18 protein-coding genes are annotated in these 18,107 nt (G+C 62.5%); 8 read left to right on the top strand and 10 right to left on the bottom strand.

Annotated elements, in window-relative coordinates; genetic code table 11:
* Together ASD94_RS07875 and ASD94_RS07870 are read right to left on the bottom strand one after the other, a co-directional pair.
* Positions 1-621 (bottom strand): PilN domain-containing protein, encoded by a 621-nt coding sequence (locus ASD94_RS07875; protein WP_056640975.1) that lies wholly within the window; start codon positions 619-621, stop codon positions 1-3.
* On the bottom strand, positions 618-1,697 hold the full coding sequence (locus ASD94_RS07870) for a pilus assembly protein PilM (protein WP_056640973.1): 1,080 nt from the start codon (positions 1,695-1,697) through the stop codon (positions 618-620). Before ASD94_RS07870 ends, ASD94_RS07875 begins: the two co-directional genes overlap by 4 nt.
* A 268-nt stretch (positions 1,698-1,965) precedes the next feature.
* On the opposite strand from ASD94_RS07870, the gene ASD94_RS07865 reads away from it, so the two are divergent.
* Positions 1,966-4,359 (top strand): penicillin-binding protein 1A, encoded by a 2,394-nt coding sequence (locus ASD94_RS07865; RefSeq protein WP_056640970.1) that lies wholly within the window; start codon positions 1,966-1,968, stop codon positions 4,357-4,359.
* A gap of 52 nt (positions 4,360-4,411) precedes the next feature.
* Here the strand turns inward: ASD94_RS07865 and cyaY are convergent, their stop codons facing one another.
* Positions 4,412-4,741 (bottom strand): iron donor protein CyaY, encoded by a 330-nt coding sequence (gene cyaY, locus ASD94_RS07860; protein WP_056640967.1) that lies wholly within the window; start codon positions 4,739-4,741, stop codon positions 4,412-4,414.
* Positions 4,742-4,753: 12 nt separating this feature from the next.
* On the opposite strand from cyaY, the gene ASD94_RS23095 reads away from it, so the two are divergent.
* Together ASD94_RS23095 and ASD94_RS07855 are read left to right on the top strand one after the other, a co-directional pair.
* Entirely contained in the window at positions 4,754-4,963 is a 210-nt protein-coding gene (locus ASD94_RS23095; RefSeq protein ID WP_082576798.1) for a lipoprotein, read from the top strand.
* A 114-nt stretch (positions 4,964-5,077) separates the two neighbouring features.
* Positions 5,078-5,905, top strand: coding sequence for an MBL fold metallo-hydrolase (locus ASD94_RS07855; protein ID WP_056641750.1), 828 nt, complete (start codon positions 5,078-5,080; stop codon positions 5,903-5,905).
* Between the two features lie 72 nt (positions 5,906-5,977).
* Here the strand turns inward: ASD94_RS07855 and ASD94_RS07850 are convergent, their stop codons facing one another.
* The 5 genes from ASD94_RS07850 to ASD94_RS07830 all read right to left on the bottom strand — a co-directional run bounded on the left by ASD94_RS07850 (position 5,978) and on the right by ASD94_RS07830 (position 12,131).
* Complete coding sequence (locus tag ASD94_RS07850; RefSeq protein WP_056640964.1) at positions 5,978-6,628, bottom strand: sulfite oxidase heme-binding subunit YedZ; 651 nt, start codon at positions 6,626-6,628, stop codon at positions 5,978-5,980.
* 60 nt (positions 6,629-6,688) lie between these two features.
* A complete protein-coding gene (msrP, locus tag ASD94_RS07845; RefSeq protein WP_056640962.1) occupies positions 6,689-7,693 on the bottom strand; it encodes a protein-methionine-sulfoxide reductase catalytic subunit MsrP in 1,005 nt (334 codons plus the stop codon).
* A 170-nt stretch (positions 7,694-7,863) separates the two neighbouring features.
* Entirely contained in the window at positions 7,864-9,213 is a 1,350-nt protein-coding gene (gene ccsB / locus ASD94_RS07840; protein WP_056640959.1) for a c-type cytochrome biogenesis protein CcsB, read from the bottom strand.
* Positions 9,210-11,363 (bottom strand): cytochrome c biogenesis protein ResB, encoded by a 2,154-nt coding sequence (locus ASD94_RS07835; RefSeq protein WP_056640957.1) that lies wholly within the window; start codon positions 11,361-11,363, stop codon positions 9,210-9,212. Before ASD94_RS07835 ends, ccsB begins: the two co-directional genes overlap by 4 nt.
* A 138-nt stretch (positions 11,364-11,501) precedes the next feature.
* Positions 11,502-12,131, bottom strand: coding sequence for a cytochrome c (locus ASD94_RS07830; protein ID WP_056640955.1), 630 nt, complete (start codon positions 12,129-12,131; stop codon positions 11,502-11,504).
* 72 nt (positions 12,132-12,203) lie between these two features.
* Between ASD94_RS07830 and yihA the strand changes: the two genes are divergently transcribed.
* Positions 12,204-12,959, top strand: coding sequence for a ribosome biogenesis GTP-binding protein YihA/YsxC (yihA, locus tag ASD94_RS07825; RefSeq protein ID WP_056640953.1), 756 nt, complete (start codon positions 12,204-12,206; stop codon positions 12,957-12,959).
* 50 nt (positions 12,960-13,009) lie between these two features.
* A complete protein-coding gene (locus ASD94_RS07820) occupies positions 13,010-13,918 on the top strand; it encodes an alpha/beta fold hydrolase (RefSeq protein WP_056640950.1) in 909 nt (302 codons plus the stop codon).
* Positions 13,919-13,966: 48 nt separating this feature from the next.
* On the opposite strand, the gene ASD94_RS07815 is transcribed toward ASD94_RS07820, so the two are convergent.
* Positions 13,967-14,839: a lysophospholipid acyltransferase family protein gene (locus ASD94_RS07815; protein ID WP_056641746.1), complete on the bottom strand. Its 873-nt coding sequence runs from the start codon at positions 14,837-14,839 to the stop codon at positions 13,967-13,969.
* 5 nt (positions 14,840-14,844) lie between these two features.
* The gene (locus ASD94_RS07810) at positions 14,845-15,708 is read right to left on the bottom strand and encodes a lysophospholipid acyltransferase family protein (protein ID WP_056640946.1); all 864 of its coding nucleotides are present in this window, start codon (positions 15,706-15,708) and stop codon (positions 14,845-14,847) included.
* Positions 15,709-15,840: 132 nt separating this feature from the next.
* On the opposite strand from ASD94_RS07810, the gene metK reads away from it, so the two are divergent.
* The 3 genes from metK to ASD94_RS07795 all read left to right on the top strand — a co-directional run bounded on the left by metK (position 15,841) and on the right by ASD94_RS07795 (position 18,102).
* Positions 15,841-17,022 (top strand): methionine adenosyltransferase, encoded by a 1,182-nt coding sequence (gene metK / locus ASD94_RS07805; RefSeq protein WP_056640943.1) that lies wholly within the window; start codon positions 15,841-15,843, stop codon positions 17,020-17,022.
* Positions 17,023-17,421: 399 nt separating this feature from the next.
* Entirely contained in the window at positions 17,422-17,607 is a 186-nt protein-coding gene (locus ASD94_RS07800; protein WP_056640940.1) for a DUF1328 domain-containing protein, read from the top strand.
* 36 nt (positions 17,608-17,643) lie between these two features.
* A complete protein-coding gene (locus ASD94_RS07795; protein WP_056640937.1) occupies positions 17,644-18,102 on the top strand; it encodes a hemerythrin domain-containing protein in 459 nt (152 codons plus the stop codon).
* The last annotated feature ends 5 nt before the right edge of the window (positions 18,103-18,107 follow it).

The raw sequence follows: 18,107 nt of genomic DNA, 5'->3' as shown, positions 1-18,107 counted from the left end.
TCACTTACCTCCAGGCGAAGAAGCGGCAGCACTTGCAGCAGCTATGGACTTTTGGGCGTCGCTGGCGCGCACCAGTTGGAACCTCAGATTGAAGGAAGAAACTCGGCGTTGATCTCGCTGGGTCAGGGCTACGGTGCTGGCAGTAATTTCCACGAGTTCGGGCTTGGCCAACCATGGAGTGTTGCTTGCCAAATTACGCAACAATTCCGATACGCGCTCGTTGGACTGAGCCATCCCCTGCATCGTGATCGTTTGCCCGGCCTGCCTGATTGCCGTGACGTACACCCCGTCGGGAAGCTGCTTGACCAATTCGGTAAGCAAGTGGACGGGCAGGTTCCGATCAGACTGAAGATCTTCCACCGCCTTCTGGCGTGCCCGCAAAGAGGCAATCTCGTCTTCAATGGAGGCGATCTCCTTGATTTGCCCTTCCAGCACCTTGATCTCCTGCTGAAGAAAGGCGTTCTTATTCTGCTGATCCGTGATCATGATCTGGAACCACCAGTAAATGGCCCCGGCAATCGCGAGACCTAGCAGAAGCGAGGCAAACATCGTCGCCTGGAACGCTTCCTTACGGCGTTTGCGTGCCTCCTCGCGGTGAGGTAATAGGTTGATCAGAATCACTGCAAGAACCTCCGCATGGCGAGACCGCAAGAGGTCAGATATGACGGCGCTTCACGCACCATTTTTTTCAATCGCACGGAACTTCCGATTTCCATGCCGTCGAACGGGTTGACGGCGCTGCATGCAAAACCGGTTTGCTGAGTAACTGCCTCTGTCAGCCCCGGCAGCGGCGCCGAACCGCCGGCCAGCATGATGTGATCTACACGGTTGTGCGGCGTACTGGTGAAGAAGAATTGCAGAGCCCTGCCAATTTCTTGGGCCATGCTGTCTACAAATGGACGAAGGACCGCCGATTGATAGTCTTCAGGCAAATCACCGCTGCGTTTTTTACTCTCGGCTTCTTCCACAGAAAAACCGTATTGGCGGACGATCAGCTGGGTCAATTGCGCCCCACCGAAGGCTTGATCGCGGTCATACAGGACTTCTTCGTTACGAATCACCTGCATGCTGGTCGTCAAGGCGCCCACCTCGAAAAGCGCGACCATGGCGTCCACGCCTTTGTTTGGCAGTGCCTCAATGAGTCTCCCAGCCGCGAGACGCGACGCATGGGACTCAATGTCGACCACGACAGGCTTTAGTCCAGCAGCCTCTGCCAGCCCCTGCCTGTCCTGCACTTTTTCGCGTCGAGACGCAGCGATCAGAACGTCCACATCCCCCGGCGCGTTTTTGCTCGGGCCAATGACGCAGAAATCCAGACTCACCTCATCAAGTGAAAAAGGTATGTACTGATTGGCTTCGGACTCAACCTGGACTTCCAGCTCCTGCTCCGTCATGCCACCAGGCAAGGTGATTTTCTTGGTAATCACTGCAGAGGGAGGCAGTGCCAAGGCTACATTTTTGGTTCTGGTGCCACTCTTCTTGACTAGCCGACGCAATGCGTCCGCAACTTCGTCAAATTTTTCGATGTTGCCATCGGTGATCCAGCCCCTCTCCAAAGGCTCGATCGCGCAACGCTCTAGGACCAGACTACCTGCCTTATCGCGTCCCAACTCCACCAGCTTGACACTGGAGGAGCTGATGTCGATTCCCAGCAGCGGAGCAGACTGGCGACTGAACAAAGACCCCATTGAGATCAAGATTGGTCCCCTGTAACTTGCCAAAATGAGGCAACAAAACTTAACACTTCACATGAATGCTATCAGTAAGATAGTTCTCCAGCAAAGATTTTTCCCCCTGTAACGTCCGTAGAGCGTTGCCAAAAGCAGACGAAATTTCTATGCACTGCAATACCTTCTGACCGGCACACGAAGCCTTTCGGCGGCGACCTGCCCAGCCCGGAATCGGATTTCCAGCCTCTTGAGGCAGACATTTTTATAATGCGCGGTCTTACCTCATCGGAGCGATATGCCGCCCTCCCCCTCGAAGTCCTCCGACAAGTCGGATACCTCTCCCGCTCGCACCCGGCCCGGATGGCTTCGCTGGTTGGTTCGCATCACCGCATGGATCACCGGGTTGGCGGCCGCAGCGGCGCTGGGGCTGGCACTCACGATTGCAGTGGCATTGTCGGTGGCCTACCCCAACCTGCCCGATATTTCGGATCTGGCGGACTATCGTCCCAAGTTGCCGCTGCGCGTGTACTCCGCCGAGGGTGCTTTGCTGGGCGAGTTTGGTGAAGAGCGTCGCAACCTGACTCCCATCGACGAGATTCCGCAAGTGATGAAGGACGCAGTGCTGGCGATTGAAGACTCTCGATTTTTTCAGCACGGGGGGGTGGACTACAAGGGTGTACTGCGCGCGGGCCTTGCCAATCTAGGGCGAGTTAAAAGCCAGGGCGCCTCAACGATCACCATGCAGGTGGCGCGCAATGTTTATCTCTCGTCGGAAAAAACATTTACTCGCAAGATTTACGAAATTTTACTAACTTTCAAATTAGAGCACCTGCTGACCAAGGACCAGATTCTTGAGATATACATGAATCAGATTTTCCTTGGCAACCGTGCCTATGGTTTTGCGGCAGCATCCGAAGCATATTTTGGTAAGCCGCTGAAATCCGTTTCCATCGCTGAAGCTGCGATGCTTGCCGGACTGCCAAAGGCACCTTCGGCGTACAACCCGATCAGCAATCCCAAGCGCGCTCGGGCCCGACAGCAGTACATCATTGAACGGATGGAAGAAAACGGCTTCATCACTGCGCAGCAAGCCGAGCAAGCCAAGAAAGAAGAACTGAAAATTCGAACCGGGCCCGACAACACGCGCATCCACGCCGAGTACGTTGCCGAAATGACCCGCCAACTGATCTTCGCCCAGTACGGCAATGAGGCCTACACGCGCGGCCTCAACGTCTACACAACCCTCAATGCAGCCGAGCAAGAGGCCGCCTACGTTGCCTTGCGACGCGGGATCATGGACTACGAGCGGCGCCAGCATTACCGGGGGCCTGAGAAGTTTGTGGTGTTGCCCACATCGGCCCAGGAAGTGGAGGACGCTATCGATGACGCCCTCGCCAACCACCCAGACAACGGCGACCTGCTTTCCGCCGTGGTGCTGGAGGCGTCTCCCAAGCGCATCCTCGCCGCCCGTGCCAATGGCGACTCGCTAGAGATCACCGGCGATGGCCTGAAGCCTGTGCAGTCGGGCCTCAGCGACAAGGCACCGCCCAACATCAAGATCCGGCGCGGTGCAATCATCCGCGTGGTCAAGACGCCCAAAGGGGCTTGGGAAATCACCCAGCTGCCCGAAGTGGAAGGCGCATTTGTTGCTCTGGACCCTCGCAACGGCTCCATCCGCGCGCTGGTGGGCGGCTTTGACTTCGACAAGAACAAGTTCAACCACGCGGCGCAGGCTTGGCGCCAGCCTGGCTCCAGCTTCAAGCCATTCATTTATTCGGCCGCGCTTGAAAAAGGTTTCACACCTGCCACCGTGATCAATGACGCTCCACTGTTCTTCGACGCGGGTGTGACCGGGGGCCAGCCGTGGGAGCCCAAAAACTACGACGGCAAGTACGACGGCCCGATGAGCATGCGCACTGGCTTGGCGAAATCCAAGAACATGATCTCCATCCGTATCCTGCAGGCCGTGGGACCCAAAACCGCGCAGGAATGGGTGGGACGCTTCGGATTCGACCCTGAAAAGCACCCGGCTTACTTGACCATGGCGCTGGGCGCGGGCTCAGTCACGCCCCTACAAATGGCGTCTGCTTACTCAGTGTTTGCCAATGGCGGCTACCGCGTCAATCCTTGGCTGATCGCAAAGGTCACCGACCACAAGGGGCGGGTTATTTCGGAAATGACGCCTCCGGCGCTCAACGAGCAGCCCCGGGCCATCGACGCGCGCAACGCGTTCGTGATGAGCAGCCTGTTGCAGGAAGTGACCCGCACCGGTACCGCAGCACGGGCCCAAGCCACCCTCAAGCGCCCCGACCTTTATGGCAAAACCGGGACGACCAACGATTCAGTGGACGCCTGGTTCGCAGGGTTCCAGCCCACAATCGCGGCCGTCACCTGGATCGGATACGACACCCCGCGCAATCTAGGCAGTCGGGAAACTGGTGGGGGCCTCAGCCTTCCGGTGTGGATTAGCTTCATGGAGCGCGCTCTTAAGGGCGTGCCTGTCATGGAGCCTACCGTGCCACCGGGCGTGATCAATGTTGGCGGCGAATGGTTCTACGAGGAATATGCGCGCAATGCGGGCGTCTCCAGCGTGGGTGTAGAGGATCGCTCTGCATCATCTGCTGTGGCCCCTAAAGCACCGCCGCCCTCCGAAGAGCGCAGCCGCATCTTGGACCTGTTTCGCAACTGATCCCTTGCATACTCCGCCGAGCCCCCTCTGGCGTGGGCGAGTGCGGAGGATGTCAGGCGGCAAACTGCAGCGACATCCCGGACTGCTGCGAAGCATCGCGCGTGAGGCAGGCAAAAAATTCACCTGCGCCCTTGGTGTCCTGCCAGTGGCTGCCATCGAAACGATAGTGATAGCCGCCAGACCGGGCAGCCATCCACACCTCGTGAAGCGGCTTTTGCAGATTGATCACGATCTGACTACGGTTAGGGAACGTCAAAATCACCATGCCTCCCGAGCGCTGGCTGTCCACGTCGGCATCCGAAGTGTCGTTGATGCGATCACAGCTGCGCTCGACGGCAAGCAGCAGTTGTTCGGCGTGGTCCATGAATTCGAGGTCGGTCATTACAATTTGCGCATGTTGAAAGCTCCCCAAATTCTAGTCAGGACATTTGTCCTTGCTGCCAGTGCGGCGGCCCTCCTCGGCTGCGGTCAGCGGGGGCCGTTGTATCTGCCGACCGGCCCTGCTGCGGGGCAGCGCGCCACGCTGCCGCAGACACTCACACCAGGCAAGGACGCCACCACCGGCATGCCCGCGCCCGCCCCCAGCGCCTCCCAGCCCCGCTGACAATTCAACCGCCAGCGCCCGAAAGCCGCGCAATGCGGCTTCGCTTGATTTCTATCAAGCATCACCCATAGGGGTACTCGTACAGTCTGCGCTTTATTGCACCGCAGGATGGCCATGGCCCTGGAACTCTACCGCGACAAAAATCATGCTTGCCTGATGTTCACCGACCTCATCGAGGAGGACGGCCTGGCCGTGCAGGCCAATCAGTTCCTGATCGTGGACGATGACACGGGCGCCATCATCGATCCGGGCGGCAATCTCGCGTTCAACGAGTTGTTCATGGGCATGACCAAGCACTTTCCGCCGCACAAGCTGTCGTACTTGATCGCCTCACACGCGGACCCAGACATCATTGCTTCGCTGGACCGCTGGATGACCAGCACCAAGGCCGATCTGGTGATTTCCCGCGTGTGGGAGCGCTTTGCCCCCCACTTCACCAAAGTCGGCAAGACGGAAAACCGCGTGATCGGCGTGCCGGACGGCGGCGGCCACCTGCCCCTGGGCCGCCATGAACTGGTGCTGCTGCCCGCGCACTTCATGCACTCCGAAGGCAACTTCCACTTCTACGATCCGGTCAGCCGCATCCTGTTCACGGGCGATCTGGGCGTATCCATGATGTCGGGGGCCGAGGCCCGCGTGCCGGTGACCGACCTCAAGGCGCACATCCCGCGCATGGAAGGTTTTCACCGCCGCTACATGGTGTCCAACAAGATCCTGCGCCTGTGGGTGCGCATGGTGCGGCAGCTCGACATTGCCATGCTGGTCCCTCAGCATGGCGCACCCATCATGGGCAAGGAAGCCATCAACGACTTCTTTGAATGGATCGAGAACCTGATGTGTGGCATCGACCTGTTCGATGACCGCGCCTACCAGATTCCCAGCGCATACATCGACCCTGTAACCCGACAGATGCGTCCTGCACTCCGGGCGGTCAACAGCTAAAAATCAAGCCAAATCAGCTGATAGCGCATGATTTACATACGCCATCAGCTATATTTTTTATAGCTTCACTTATCAAGGTGCCCCTACCGCAGACCGCCTTGCAGCAGCACCAGCCGAGGTGGTGGCACGCTTGCGCAGCCGGTGCCAAAGCCGCCAGCCCAGCAGCACGCAGAGAATGCCGGCGTAGACCGCCACTTCGCCAAAGTTGTTCTTGCCAGCACGCATCCAGAAAAAATGCAGGATGGCCAACCCGGCCACTGCGTAGACGGTGCGGTGCAGCGCCTGCCAGCGTTTGCCCCCCAGGGCTTTGATGGCGCGATTGAATGAAGTAGCAGCCAACACGGCCAGCAGCACCAGGGCTAGCGTGCCCACCAGGATGAAGGGCCGCTTGGCGATGTCGCGCAGGATGTCCGGAACATCGAAACCCATGTCGAACCAGCTGTAGCTCAGCAGGTGCAGCACGCCATAAAAAAACACAAACAGCCCCAGCATGCGCCGAAACCGCGCCAATTGCGGGGTGGAGGCAATGACACGCAGCGGCGTAACGGCCAAGACCACGCACAGCGCCCGCAGCGTCCAGTCACCGGTCGCGCGCACCAAGGCCTCTGCAGGGTTGGCACCCAATTGGTCTGCAAATGCTGCATAGACAAGCCACGCCAGTGGCAACAGGCACAGCACAAACACCACCGGTTTTGCGGCGGGGTGGAGCAATAGTTTTCGCATCGCTATCCCGTGAACACCACTGCCTCGCACACCGCCATGACAGCGACGAGACCAGGGCAATCAGTAAAACTTCTTGAGGTCCATGCCCGCATAGAGCTGGCCGACCTGGGCTTCGTAGCCGTTGAACATCAGCGTCTTGCGCTTCTTGGCAAACAGGCCGTCTTCGCCGATGCGCCGCTCGGTCGCCTGGCTCCAGCGCGGGTGGTCCACATTGGGGTTCACGTTGGAATAAAACCCGTATTCCTGCTGAGCCGCCTTGTTCCAGGCCGTGCCCGGCTCCTTCTCGACAAAGCGGATCTTGACGATGCTCTTGGCGCTCTTGAAGCCGTACTTCCACGGCACCACCAGACGCACAGGGGCGCCGTTCTGGTTGGGCAGCACTTCACCGTACATGCCGAAGGCCAGCAAGGTCAGTGGGTGCATGGCTTCATCCATGCGCAGGCCTTCCACATAGGGCCAGTCGAGCACGCGCGAGCCGACAAACGGCATGGTGGCCTTGTCGGCCAAGGTCACGAACTCGACGTACTTGGCGCCGCCTTGTGGCTCCACCCGCTTGATCAGCTCTGCCAGCGAGTAGCCCACCCAGGGGATGACCATGGACCAGCCTTCCACGCACCGCAGTCGGTAGATGCGTTCTTCCTGAGCGCTGAGCTTGATCAGGTCCTCGATGCCGTATTTGCCGGGCTTCTTGACCAGCCCTTCAACCTCCACCGTCCATGGCGCGGTCTTGAGGGTGTGCGCATTGCGGGCGGGGTCGGCCTTGTCGGTACCGAATTCGTAAAAGTTGTTGTAGGTGCTCGCGTCCTTGTAGTCGGTGAGCTTCTCCATGGACACCGCCCCTGCCACCGCCGACTTGGCACCCGCCAGCGGAGCCAGCTTGCCGGGGCGCGTAACAGCAGCCTGCTGCGCCAGCGCCTCACGGCCTGCCCAGGCCGCCATCGCAGCACCTGCAGCACCGCCTGCCATGAGCTTGAGCATCTGGCGGCGGTCTTCATACACCGAGCGGGGAGTGATTTCGGAGGAGTGCGGGTGGTTAAAACCCGAATCGCGCGCAGGGATCAGCATAGGGGGCTCCGGTCATGGTGGGAGGGAACAGCTGCAGCGGTAGAGCAGAACAACTGTTAGTTCGTTCCCTGGACCGCTCAGGTTACACCGAAGACGCAATAGTTGCTGTCGAGCTGCGAATGCCCGACGCACGCGCGATACCCGGATGCGCGCCCCGCCGCCTCACCCTCTCACAGCGTGCCGTAGCTGTGCAGGCCGCTCAGGAACATGTTGACGCCCAGGAACGCGAACGTCGTCACCGCCAGACCGACCAGTGCCCACCAGGCGGACACGGTACCGCGCAGGCCCTTCATGAGCCGCATGTGCAGCCAGGCCGCGTAGTTGAGCCAGACGATCAGCGCCCAGGTTTCCTTCGGGTCCCAGCTCCAGTAGCCGCCCCAGGCTTCGGCGGCCCACAGCGCGCCCAGCACCGTGGCGATGGTGAAGAACGCAAAGCCCACGGCGATGGACTTGTACATCACGTCATCCAGAATTTCGAACGAGGGCAGGCGCTCGGCAATGCGCTTGCGCCCCAGCAGGATGCCCGCCACGATCAACGCCGAAATACCGAAGTACACCATCCAGTAGCTGCCACCATTTTCCGTCGCACCTTGGCGAAACACGATGGGCTCGAAACACAGCACCACGCCCAGCAGCCACAGCGGGGCCAGCTTGTACCAGCGGGTCTCGGTGGCCTGGAGCTTGATGAGATAGGCAAACGCCACCATGGCCGACAGGGCAAACGTGCCATAGCCAATGAAGTTGGCAGGCACATGCAGCTTCATCCACCAGCTCTTGAGCGCAGGGACCAGCGGCTGGATCTCATGCGCCTCGCGCACCACGGTGTACCAGAGCAGGAAGCCCACGGCGGCGCTGACCACCAGCATCACAAAGCCGCCCAGGGCCCGCGTGCCGTACTGCTGCTCGTAGTACAAGTAGAACGCTGCCGTCATCCAGCAGAACAGCACGAACACTTCATACAGGTTGCTGACCGGGATGTGGCCAATATCCGGGCCAATGAGGTAGCTTTCGTACCAGCGCACCAGCGTGCCGATGAGCGCCATGGCCACCGCCACCCATGCAATGCGCGAGCCCAGCATGCTCATGGTCTGGCCCTCGCCGCGGGAGAACATGCCGATCCAGTAGAACGCGGTGCTGATGAAAAACAGCATGCTCATCCACAGGATGGCAGACTGGCTGGAGAGGAAATACTTGAGGCCAAACACCGTGTCCGCCCGGGCCAGGCTGCCCGCCCCGTCCTGCTGGTACAGGCCGATGGCCATGAGCGCCACGGCCGCCACCACCAGCATCAGCACCCGCAACGGGCGCCAGAACCAGCCCAGCCAGACCGTGCACGGAATGGCACTCAGCAGAATGCCTTTTTCATAGACATCCATGTAGGCGCCATAGCGCTGCAATGCATACAAGCCGCCCACAGCCACGATGGCAGCAAACAACCAGTCCAGCCAGTTGCGACGGGAGAAGAACCCCTCGTTCAAGGTGATCGTGGTAGCGGTCGAGGAAGAAGTCGCGGTGTTCATGCGGTGCCTTCGCGGGGCGACGCCCCGATCAGTTTTTGTGCGAGCTGGACAAACTCCCGGTCGCCGTCCATGGTCTTGCGGTTGGTGGACAACGCCATGGTGGCTTGTGTGCGGCCGTCCTGAGGTGCCACCCAGACCCACACGCGTCGCTCGCGCACGTAGAGCATGGCAAAAACGCCCAGGATCAGCAAGGCGCAACCCAGATAGACAACATTCTTGCCAGGGGCTCGTGCCACCTGGAACACGCTGGCCTGCACCTGGGTGAAGTCCTTGAGCTCAAACGCCATGGGCGCGGGGTAGATCTGCGCGTCACTGAGCGAGAGCACGGCCTGCGTCATGAAACCCCGGGTCTGCTCGTCCTGCGGCAAGGGCGGCAGCCCCGCACGCTGGCGGGACAGCTGGGCCAGCTCGAACAGCGAGCCGTTCAGGATACGCACCAGCACCTCGCCCGCACGCGCACGCTCGGCCTCGGGCACGTTGGCCTCCATGAAGTCCGACACCGCCTGCAGCCCGCCCGTGGGCTTGCCATCGACCATGCCCTTGCCCGCGAACAGCGCCAATGCACGCACGGCAGACTGCTGCAGTTGTTCGGCCAGCTCTGGGCGCGAGGCATCCATGGCCTGCGACACATAACGGCGCACCGCCTGCTCCCGGGCTTGGGGGTCGGCCAGGGCGGCCTTCATGCGCATGAAGCCGTCCGTGCTGCCTTTGTCGTCCGCCGGCACACGCAGGTAACGGAAGGGCTCCGCCGGGGACTCGCGCACGCCGAGCAGGAACACGGGCACGCCGTCGCCCGTATCCACTGGCAGCATGTAGTTGTGGAACTCGCGGGCCTGGCCGGCGGCGTCGCGCAGCTTGTAGCTCACGCTGGGGCCCACGTTGCGCAGTTCCTTTTTGGTGACGGTCTTGTTGGCAGCGCCCAGGCGCGACTCCACCGACTCACGCAGATCCACCTTGCGCACGTCTGCGCCGCTGCCGCCAGGGCCTGCGCCGCCAAAATTCTCCACATTGATGGTACGCAGGGCTGTGAACTCCAGCGTCAGCGTGTCGCTGCCTGGGCCGCCCCCTTGGTTGGTGAGCTGGGTGGAATTGCCGACCACACCCTCCACGTCGAAAGGCTTGGCCCCTGCCACCATGGGCACGGCGCGCAGCTTGAGATGCGATCCGCCGTCATCAAAGCTGGACTGGTAGATCTCGATGCCCTTGTAGCTGGCCGGGTGGTTCACCTCGACGCGGGCGGGCGTCTTCTCGCCCGTGGCCTTGTCGTGGATGATGATCTCGCTGGCAAACAGCTTGGGCATGCCCGTGGAGTAGTGCTCCACGATGAACTTCTTGAGCTCGATCGCAAACGGCAGGTCCTGCAGCAGCACGCCGTCAGACTGGCTCAGGATCGCGGTGCTCGACTGCGTGCCCTCGGCCACCAGCAGATTGCCCCGGAAGGTGGGGTTTCGCTCGGACAGGCGGTGCTCGGGTTTCACATCGGCGATCAGCCCGCCGCCGTTATAGACCGACTTGCCGCCCAGCAGCATCTGCGCGCGCACGATGAGGTCGCCGTCCAGCAAACCGCCCACACACACCAGCACGATGGCGCTGTGCGCTGCGATGTAGCCGATCTTGTTGGCAGCGCCTGCCTTGGCCGCCACCATCCAGCCCGTCCCAGGCCCTGCGGCCGTGTCGCGCTGCTGCAGGCGCACCTTCCAGCCACCGCCGGCCAGCAGCGTGCCGATGCGGCGCGCCTCGGCCTCGGCCGATTCCGGCAAGTCGGCCTGTGCCTTGTGGTGAAACGCCTTGAGGCTTTGCTCGCGGATGTTTTCCTTGTAAGCCTTGAGGTCCACCAGGATCTTGGGGGTGTTGCGGGCAATGCACAGCGAGGTGCTGATCACCAGGAATGCCAGGATCAGCAGAAACCACCAGGCGCTGTATACCGCATTGAGCTGGATCGCGCCGAACAACTCGGCCCAGAACGGACCAAACTGGTTGACGTAATTGGTGGCCGGTTCGTGCTGCTTGAGCACCGTGCCAATCACCGAGGCGATACAGATCACCGTCAGCAGCGAGATGGCGAACCGCATGGAAGACAGCAGTTCGACCCCGGCACGCAGGGCCTGGGAGCCGGACTTCATGCGAAGGCCCTGGGTGTTGTCGGACATGGGAGGAGGCAGTGTCTGCAAAGCGCGAAAGAAAAAGGGCGGGACCATCGCTGTGATGGACCCGCCCTTTTTGGGGTTGTTATTGGCGGTAGGTTCCGTGCGGCCCGGTCAAACAGGCCGGACTATGACAAAGATCAATCAACGCAGGCCGGCGATGTAATCCGCCACGGCCTTGATTTCCTTGTCGTTGAGCTTGGCCGCCACCTGGGTCATCTGGATGCTGTTGGCACGCGAGCCGTCGCGGAACGTGTTCAGCTGCGACACCGTGTAGTCGGCGTGCTGGCCGGACAGGCGGGGGTACTGCGCGGGAATGCCGGCGCCGTTGGGGCTGTGGCAGCCAGCACAGGCGGCAATCTGGCGGTCCGGGACGCCACCGCGGTAGATGCGCTCGCCCATGGCGACCAGATCCTTGTCCTTGGCAAAGCCGGCCTTGGCGGGCTTGGAGGTGAGCCAGTAAGCGACGTTGCGCATGTCGTCATCCGACAGCGCCGTGGCAAAGCCCTTCATGATCGCGTTGTTGCGCTTGCCGGACTTGAATTCCTGCAGCTGCTTGATCAGATATTCGGGGTGTTGCTGGGACAGCTTGGGGTTGGCCGCAATGGCGGAGTTGCCGTCTGCGCCGTGGCAGGCCGCACACACAGCAGTGAAGCTGGCCTCGCCCTTGACGAGATCCGGCTTGGCCGCTTTGGGTGCATCACCCGCTGCAAAGGCCGAGAAAACAGGTGCTGCCAGTGCGGCAGCCGTCAGCAATGAGGCGAGCAACTTCATATCGAGGGTGTGTGTTTATGTGCGCAAAACCTCGCGATTCTACAATGACGGTTCTTTCTCTCCCAACTCCCCATGACGACACCCCCCTCTGCGCCAGTTGCTGGCTCTCTCCCGCCCGCACCCGACGCCAAAATCGCCATGGGCTGGATGCACACTGCCAGGTTCCTCACCACGGCGGCGCAACTGCACCACCTGCCGCCCATCGACGTGCCCGAAATCGCCTTCGTGGGCCGCTCCAATGCGGGCAAATCCACCTGCATCAACACCCTCACCCAGCAAAAGCAGCTGGCGTTTGCGTCCAAAAAGCCAGGGCGCACCCAGCACATCAACCTGTTCTCGCTGGGCAAACAAGGGGTGATGGACGCCGTGCTGGCCGACCTGCCCGGCTATGGCTACGCCGCCGTGTCGCGCTCGGACAAGGTGCGCTGGCAGCAGGTGATGGTTAACTACCTCGTCAGCCGGCCCGGCCTGACCGGCATCGTGCTGCTGTGCGATCCGCGCCTGGGTCTCACCGAGCTGGACGAAGCCCTGCTCGAAGTGGTGCGCCCTCGCGTGGAAGAAGGCCTTAAGTTCCTCATCGTGCTGACCAAGGCCGACAAGCTCACGCGCGCCGAACAGGCCAAGGTGCTGTCGATTACGCGACTGCACGCCGGTGGCGGCGAGGTGAAGATGTTTTCCGCCCTCAAGAAGCAAGGGGTGGATGAAGTGGCCCAGCTGCTGTGGCAGTGGGCGCACCCGGTGAAGCCCCTCTCCGAAGAGCCCTCTGCCGCTGCGGACAGCGTCAGCCCCGCCCAGCCGTCGTCCACCGGCGAATCCGAGTCCAACTAGCCGCAAGCGCAATCTTTTCATGCGCTCGCAGCTACAAAATGCATAGCGCCATGATCCAAGATTGCCCTGTTGACCTCCCCCACGGAATCACCCTGCACTGCCGCGTGAGCGGCATCCCCGGGCGCCCCGTGCTGTTGTTTCTGCACGGGTTCCCCGAGGGAGCCTTCATCTGGGACGAACTGCTGCTGCACTTTGCCCGCCCCGAAAACGGCGGCTATCGTTGTGTGGCACCTTACCTGCGCGGGTTTGGCCCGTCCAGCAGCCCACAGGCGGTGGACGCGTACCGCGCCAAGCACCTGGTGCAGGACCTGGTGGCACTGATTACCCACGAATGCCCTGGCAGCGCGCTGGAATGCCTGATTGCGCATGACTGGGGCGGCGCCGTGGCGTGGAACCTGGCCAACCAGCAGCCCCAGCTGATGAAGCGCCTGGCCATCATCAACTCACCCCACCCCGGCGCGTTTGTGCGCGAGCTGTCACACAACGCCGCCCAGCAGGCCGGCAGCCAGTACATGCACTTCTTGTGTAGGCCCGATGCCGAGGCCCTGCTGGCCGAAGACGACTTCCGCCGCCTGTTCGCCTTTTTCAACGCCCCGGACGGCAGCGCGCCCGCATGGCTGACCGATGAGGTGCGCGCCCAGTACCGCGGCCTGTGGCAGCAGGGCTTGCAGGGTGCCTGCAACTACTACCGCGCCAGCCCCATCCGCCCGCCGCGCGAGGGCGACCCGGGTGCCCAGGCCATCACCCTGCCCGAATCGATGTTGACGGTGGACGTGCCCACGCTGGTGGTGTGGGGCATGGACGACCCTGCCCTGCTGCCCGGCCTGCTCGACGGCCTGCCCGGCTGGATTCCCCGGTTGCAGGTGCAGCAGGTGGAGCAGGCATCACACTGGGTCGTGCACGAGCACCCCGAGCGCGTGGCCATGGAACTGCGGCGATTTTTGCTATCCAAACAATAGCTATCAACGCATGATGTACTAGCGCTTCAGGCCATTTTCCCTGAGATTTCAGCGTGAATACACCGAGGGCTCGCCCTCCGGGCGGGTCTTGAATCGCTTGTGCACCCAGTAGTACTGCTCGGGCATGGTGTCGATCACGGCCTGCAGTTCACGGTTCATGCGGGCCGTATCGGCCTCCGCATCGTCAGTGGGGTAGTTGGCCCAGGCCGGCGAGACTTCGGCCACGTACCCGGTGGGCGTCATGCGCGAATACACGCCCACCACCTTGGCCCGGCCCAGCCGCGCAAACCGCGACAGCGACGGAATGGTGGCCGCCGTCACGCCGTAGAACGGTACAAACACCGAATCGTTGCGGCCGTAGTCCATGTCGGGCAGCAGGTACAGCAGCCCGCCCTTGCGCAGGCTGGCGATGATGGGTTTGACGCCGTCCGAACGGTTGAGCATGCGCACATCGCCAAACCGCTGGCGCCCCGCCATGAACCAAGCATCCACCGCCGGGTCGGGGTGGGTGGCAAAGATGGAGGTGAACGCACGGCTGCTGCGCAGCGGCAAGGCCAGCCCCCCCGCGTCCATGCCGTAGAAGTGCGGCGCAAACAGAATGGTGGGCGTGTCGCCTTCCAGCTCGTGCACCGCGCCCGTCAGGCGCACACGCTGCTCCACCACCGAACGCGGCGCGGCCCAGAGCCAGCTGCGGTCCAGCCAGGTCTGGCAGAACGCCACAAAGCTGGCCCGCGCCACGGCGCGGCGGCGCGCTTCGGTCCAGTCGGGGAAGCACAGGGCCAGATTGCGCAACGCCACCCGACGCCGGGGCGCCACCAGCACGAACGCCGCCTGCCCCAGCAGCCAGCCCATGCCGCGCAACACCGGCAGCGGCAGCAGCGCCAGCACCCGCATGAACCCCACGCCCAGACGCCCTGTCAGGCCCTTCATGCCGCGCCCCCTGCTGCAGGTTCGGCAGGAGAAGCCTCGCCGCGCGGCTGCTTGTAGCGGCCATAGCCCCACAAGTATTGCTCGGGGCATTGGCGAATGAGGTGTTCCATGGCCTGGTTGATCTGCAGCACAGCCTGGTCCATCTGGTCGGACAGCGGCCGGGCCAAGGGCTCGAAATGCGTGACGTAGCCACGCCCCCAGGGCAGCCGCTCGCAACGCGCCAGCACCACGGCCGCACCGGTCTGCTGCGCCAGGCGCACGGCCAGGGTCATGGTGTAGGCGTCCCGTCCAAAAAAGGGCGACCACTGGCCCTGGCCTTCGGGCGGCACCTGGTCGGGCAGCAGGCCCACGGCCTCGCCCCGGCGCAAGGCCTTGATCATCTGGCGCACCCCCGCCAGCGTGGTGGGCACGGCCAGCATGCCGGGGCGGTTGCGGGCGGTTTCCATCACCTTGGCCAGCCAGGCCTGGCGCGCGGGGCGGTACAGCACCGTGATGGGGCCACGCTCCGCACTCCAGCGCCGCGCAGCGGCCTGGGCCGACAGCTCAAAGCACCCCTGGTGCGGGGTGAGAAACACGATGCCGCGGCCCGCGGCATAGGCCCGCTCCACGCAGGCTTCGCCCGCAAGGGTGCAGGGCATGGTGGCGCCCAGCCACAGGCGCGGCAGCTCGGCCACCATGCGCCCCGCGTGGGCCACGGCAGCACGCACATCGCCAAACGCATACCCCGCCAGTGCCGAGTTGGCGAGGAACCGGCGCCGGTACGTGGGCGATGCCACAAACGCCACCCAGCCCATGGCCGCGCCCATGACGTGGAGCAACCACAGTGGAAATACGGAAAAGAATCGAAAGACGACTGGCATTAAAATAGAGGGGTCGCTGAGTTAAATGAGCAACTTGCAGGGCGACGTTAAAAAAAACTGCTAAAGCGTTCGCCAAAGCTCCTTCGGGGTGAGGGCAACGCCCCAAATGCCGGAACACAGGAGTTTATTCAAATGGCGAACGACTTTCTCTTTACCTCGGAATCCGTCTCCGAAGGCCACCCCGACAAGGTGGCCGATCAGATCTCGGACGCGATTCTCGATGCGATCTTCAAGCAAGACCCCCGCAGCCGCGTCGCCGCTGAAACGCTGACCAACACCGGCCTCGTGGTGCTGGCGGGCGAAATCACCACCAACGCCCACGTGGACTACATCCAGGTGGCACGCGACACCATCAAGCGCATCGGCTACGACAACACCGACTACGGCATTGACTACAAGGGCTGCGCCGTGCTGGTGGCCTACGACAAGCAGTCCAACGACATCGCCCAGGGCGTGGACCACGCGAGCGACGACCACTTGAACACCGGCGCCGGTGACCAGGGCCTGATGTTCGGCTACGCCTGCGACGAGACGCCCGAGCTGATGCCCGCGCCGATCTACTACGCACACCGCCTCGTCGAGCGCCAGGCCCAGCTGCGCAAGGACGGCCGCCTGCCGTTCCTGCGCCCCGACGCCAAGTCGCAAGTGACGATGCGCTACGTGGACGGCAAGCCCCACAGCATCGACACCGTGGTGCTCTCCACCCAGCACCACCCCGACCAGAGCGAAACGCAAACCAAGATGAAGGCCTCGTTCACCGAAGCCATCATCGAAGAGATCATCAAGCCCGTGCTGCCCAAGGAATGGCTCAAAGACACGCGCTACCTGATCAACCCCACCGGCCGCTTCGTCATCGGCGGCCCGCAAGGCGACTGCGGTCTGACCGGCCGCAAGATCATCGTGGACACCTACGGCGGTGCCTGCCCCCACGGCGGCGGTGCGTTCAGCGGCAAGGACCCAACGAAGGTGGACCGCTCGGCCGCCTATGCCGCGCGCTACGTGGCCAAGAACATCGTGGCCGCCGGCCTGGCCCGCCAGTGCCAGATCCAGGTGGCCTACGCCATCGGCGTGGCCGAGCCGATGAACATCACCGTGTACACCGAGGGCACGGGCGTGGTGTCGGACGAGCGCCTGGCCGCTCTGGTGCGCGAGCATTTCGACCTGCGCCCCAAGGGCATCATCCAGATGCTGGACCTGCTGCGCCCGATCTATGAAAAGACCGCAGCGTACGGCCACTTCGGCCGCGAAGAACCCGAGTTCAGCTGGGAGAAGACCGATAAAGCTGCTGCGCTTCGCGCTGCAGCCGGGCTGTAAAGCCCGCCGCGCGAATAGGGCGGTATCGGCCTTCGGGCGAAGTTCATATCGCGCAAGCGATGTGAACGCAGACCAAGGTACGGACAAAGCCGCTGCGCTTCGCGCAGCAACCGGGCTGTAAGCCCCCCGCGCATGTCGCGGCTCTCCGTCCGTGGACGAAGCTCATATTGAGCAGCAATGTGAGCAAAGGCCAAAAGGCCGTCAGAGCCGCACCCACCTCCCAAGCTGCAACGCCCCGCGTTGCGGCTTTTCTTTTGGCCCCGCGGGCTCCTCAGCGGTGCTCTCCTACACCCACCGCCCGCCTGCACTGACGGCGCGCTCCACAGTCCGTCGGTATCGTTCCTGCACACCTTCCGCAGCGCCGCGCTGCCCCACTGTTCACTGCAAGGAGCGACCACCATGCTGAAGTACGCCATCATTTTTGCCCTGATTTCCCTCGTGGCTGGGGCCCTGGGTTTCAGCGGTGTCGCCGCAGGTGCGGCGGGCATTGCCAAGGTGCTGTTCGTGCTGTTTCTGGTGATTGCCGTGGTGTTTGTGGTGCTGGCGATCATTGGGGTGGGCGCTGCACGCAAAGTGCTCAAGTAGTCCTGTGCACCTTCATCCACGCAAAAAAGCTGCCCCATGACCGACACCACCAACATCTTTGAAGCCTTGCGCGAGAGCCATGAGCGCCAGCGCGCGCTGTACGGCGCACTCATCGACACCAGCGGCGACACGCCCGAGCGGCGTGAGCTGTTCGACCAACTCAAGAAAGAGCTTGCCGCCCACGCCCAGGCCGAGGACCGGCACTTCTATGTGCCGCTGATGGCCCACGACGCGGGCATCGACCTGTCGCGCCACGCCATTTCAGAGCACCACCAGATCGACGAACTGGTGGAGTCACTGGAAGAGACCGAGCCTTCGAGCCCCGCCTGGCTGCCGCTGGCAAAAAAGCTGGCCGAAAAGGTGGAGCACCACCTGAAGGAAGAGGAACACCGCTTCTTCCAGATGGCCGGCAAGTTATTGACGGAAAGGCAGAAAACGGCGCTGGCTGCAAGCTACCGGGCGGACTACGAAGAAGCCAAGGCCGTCACGGCCTGAGCGGG

Origin of the sequence: Acidovorax sp. Root70 (assembly GCF_001428225.1) — a bacterium.
Taxonomy (GTDB): Bacteria; Pseudomonadota; Gammaproteobacteria; order Burkholderiales; family Burkholderiaceae_C; genus Acidovorax.
The sequence above is the reverse complement of the archived record's forward strand: the minus strand, read 5'-3'. Positions and strand labels throughout refer to the sequence as shown.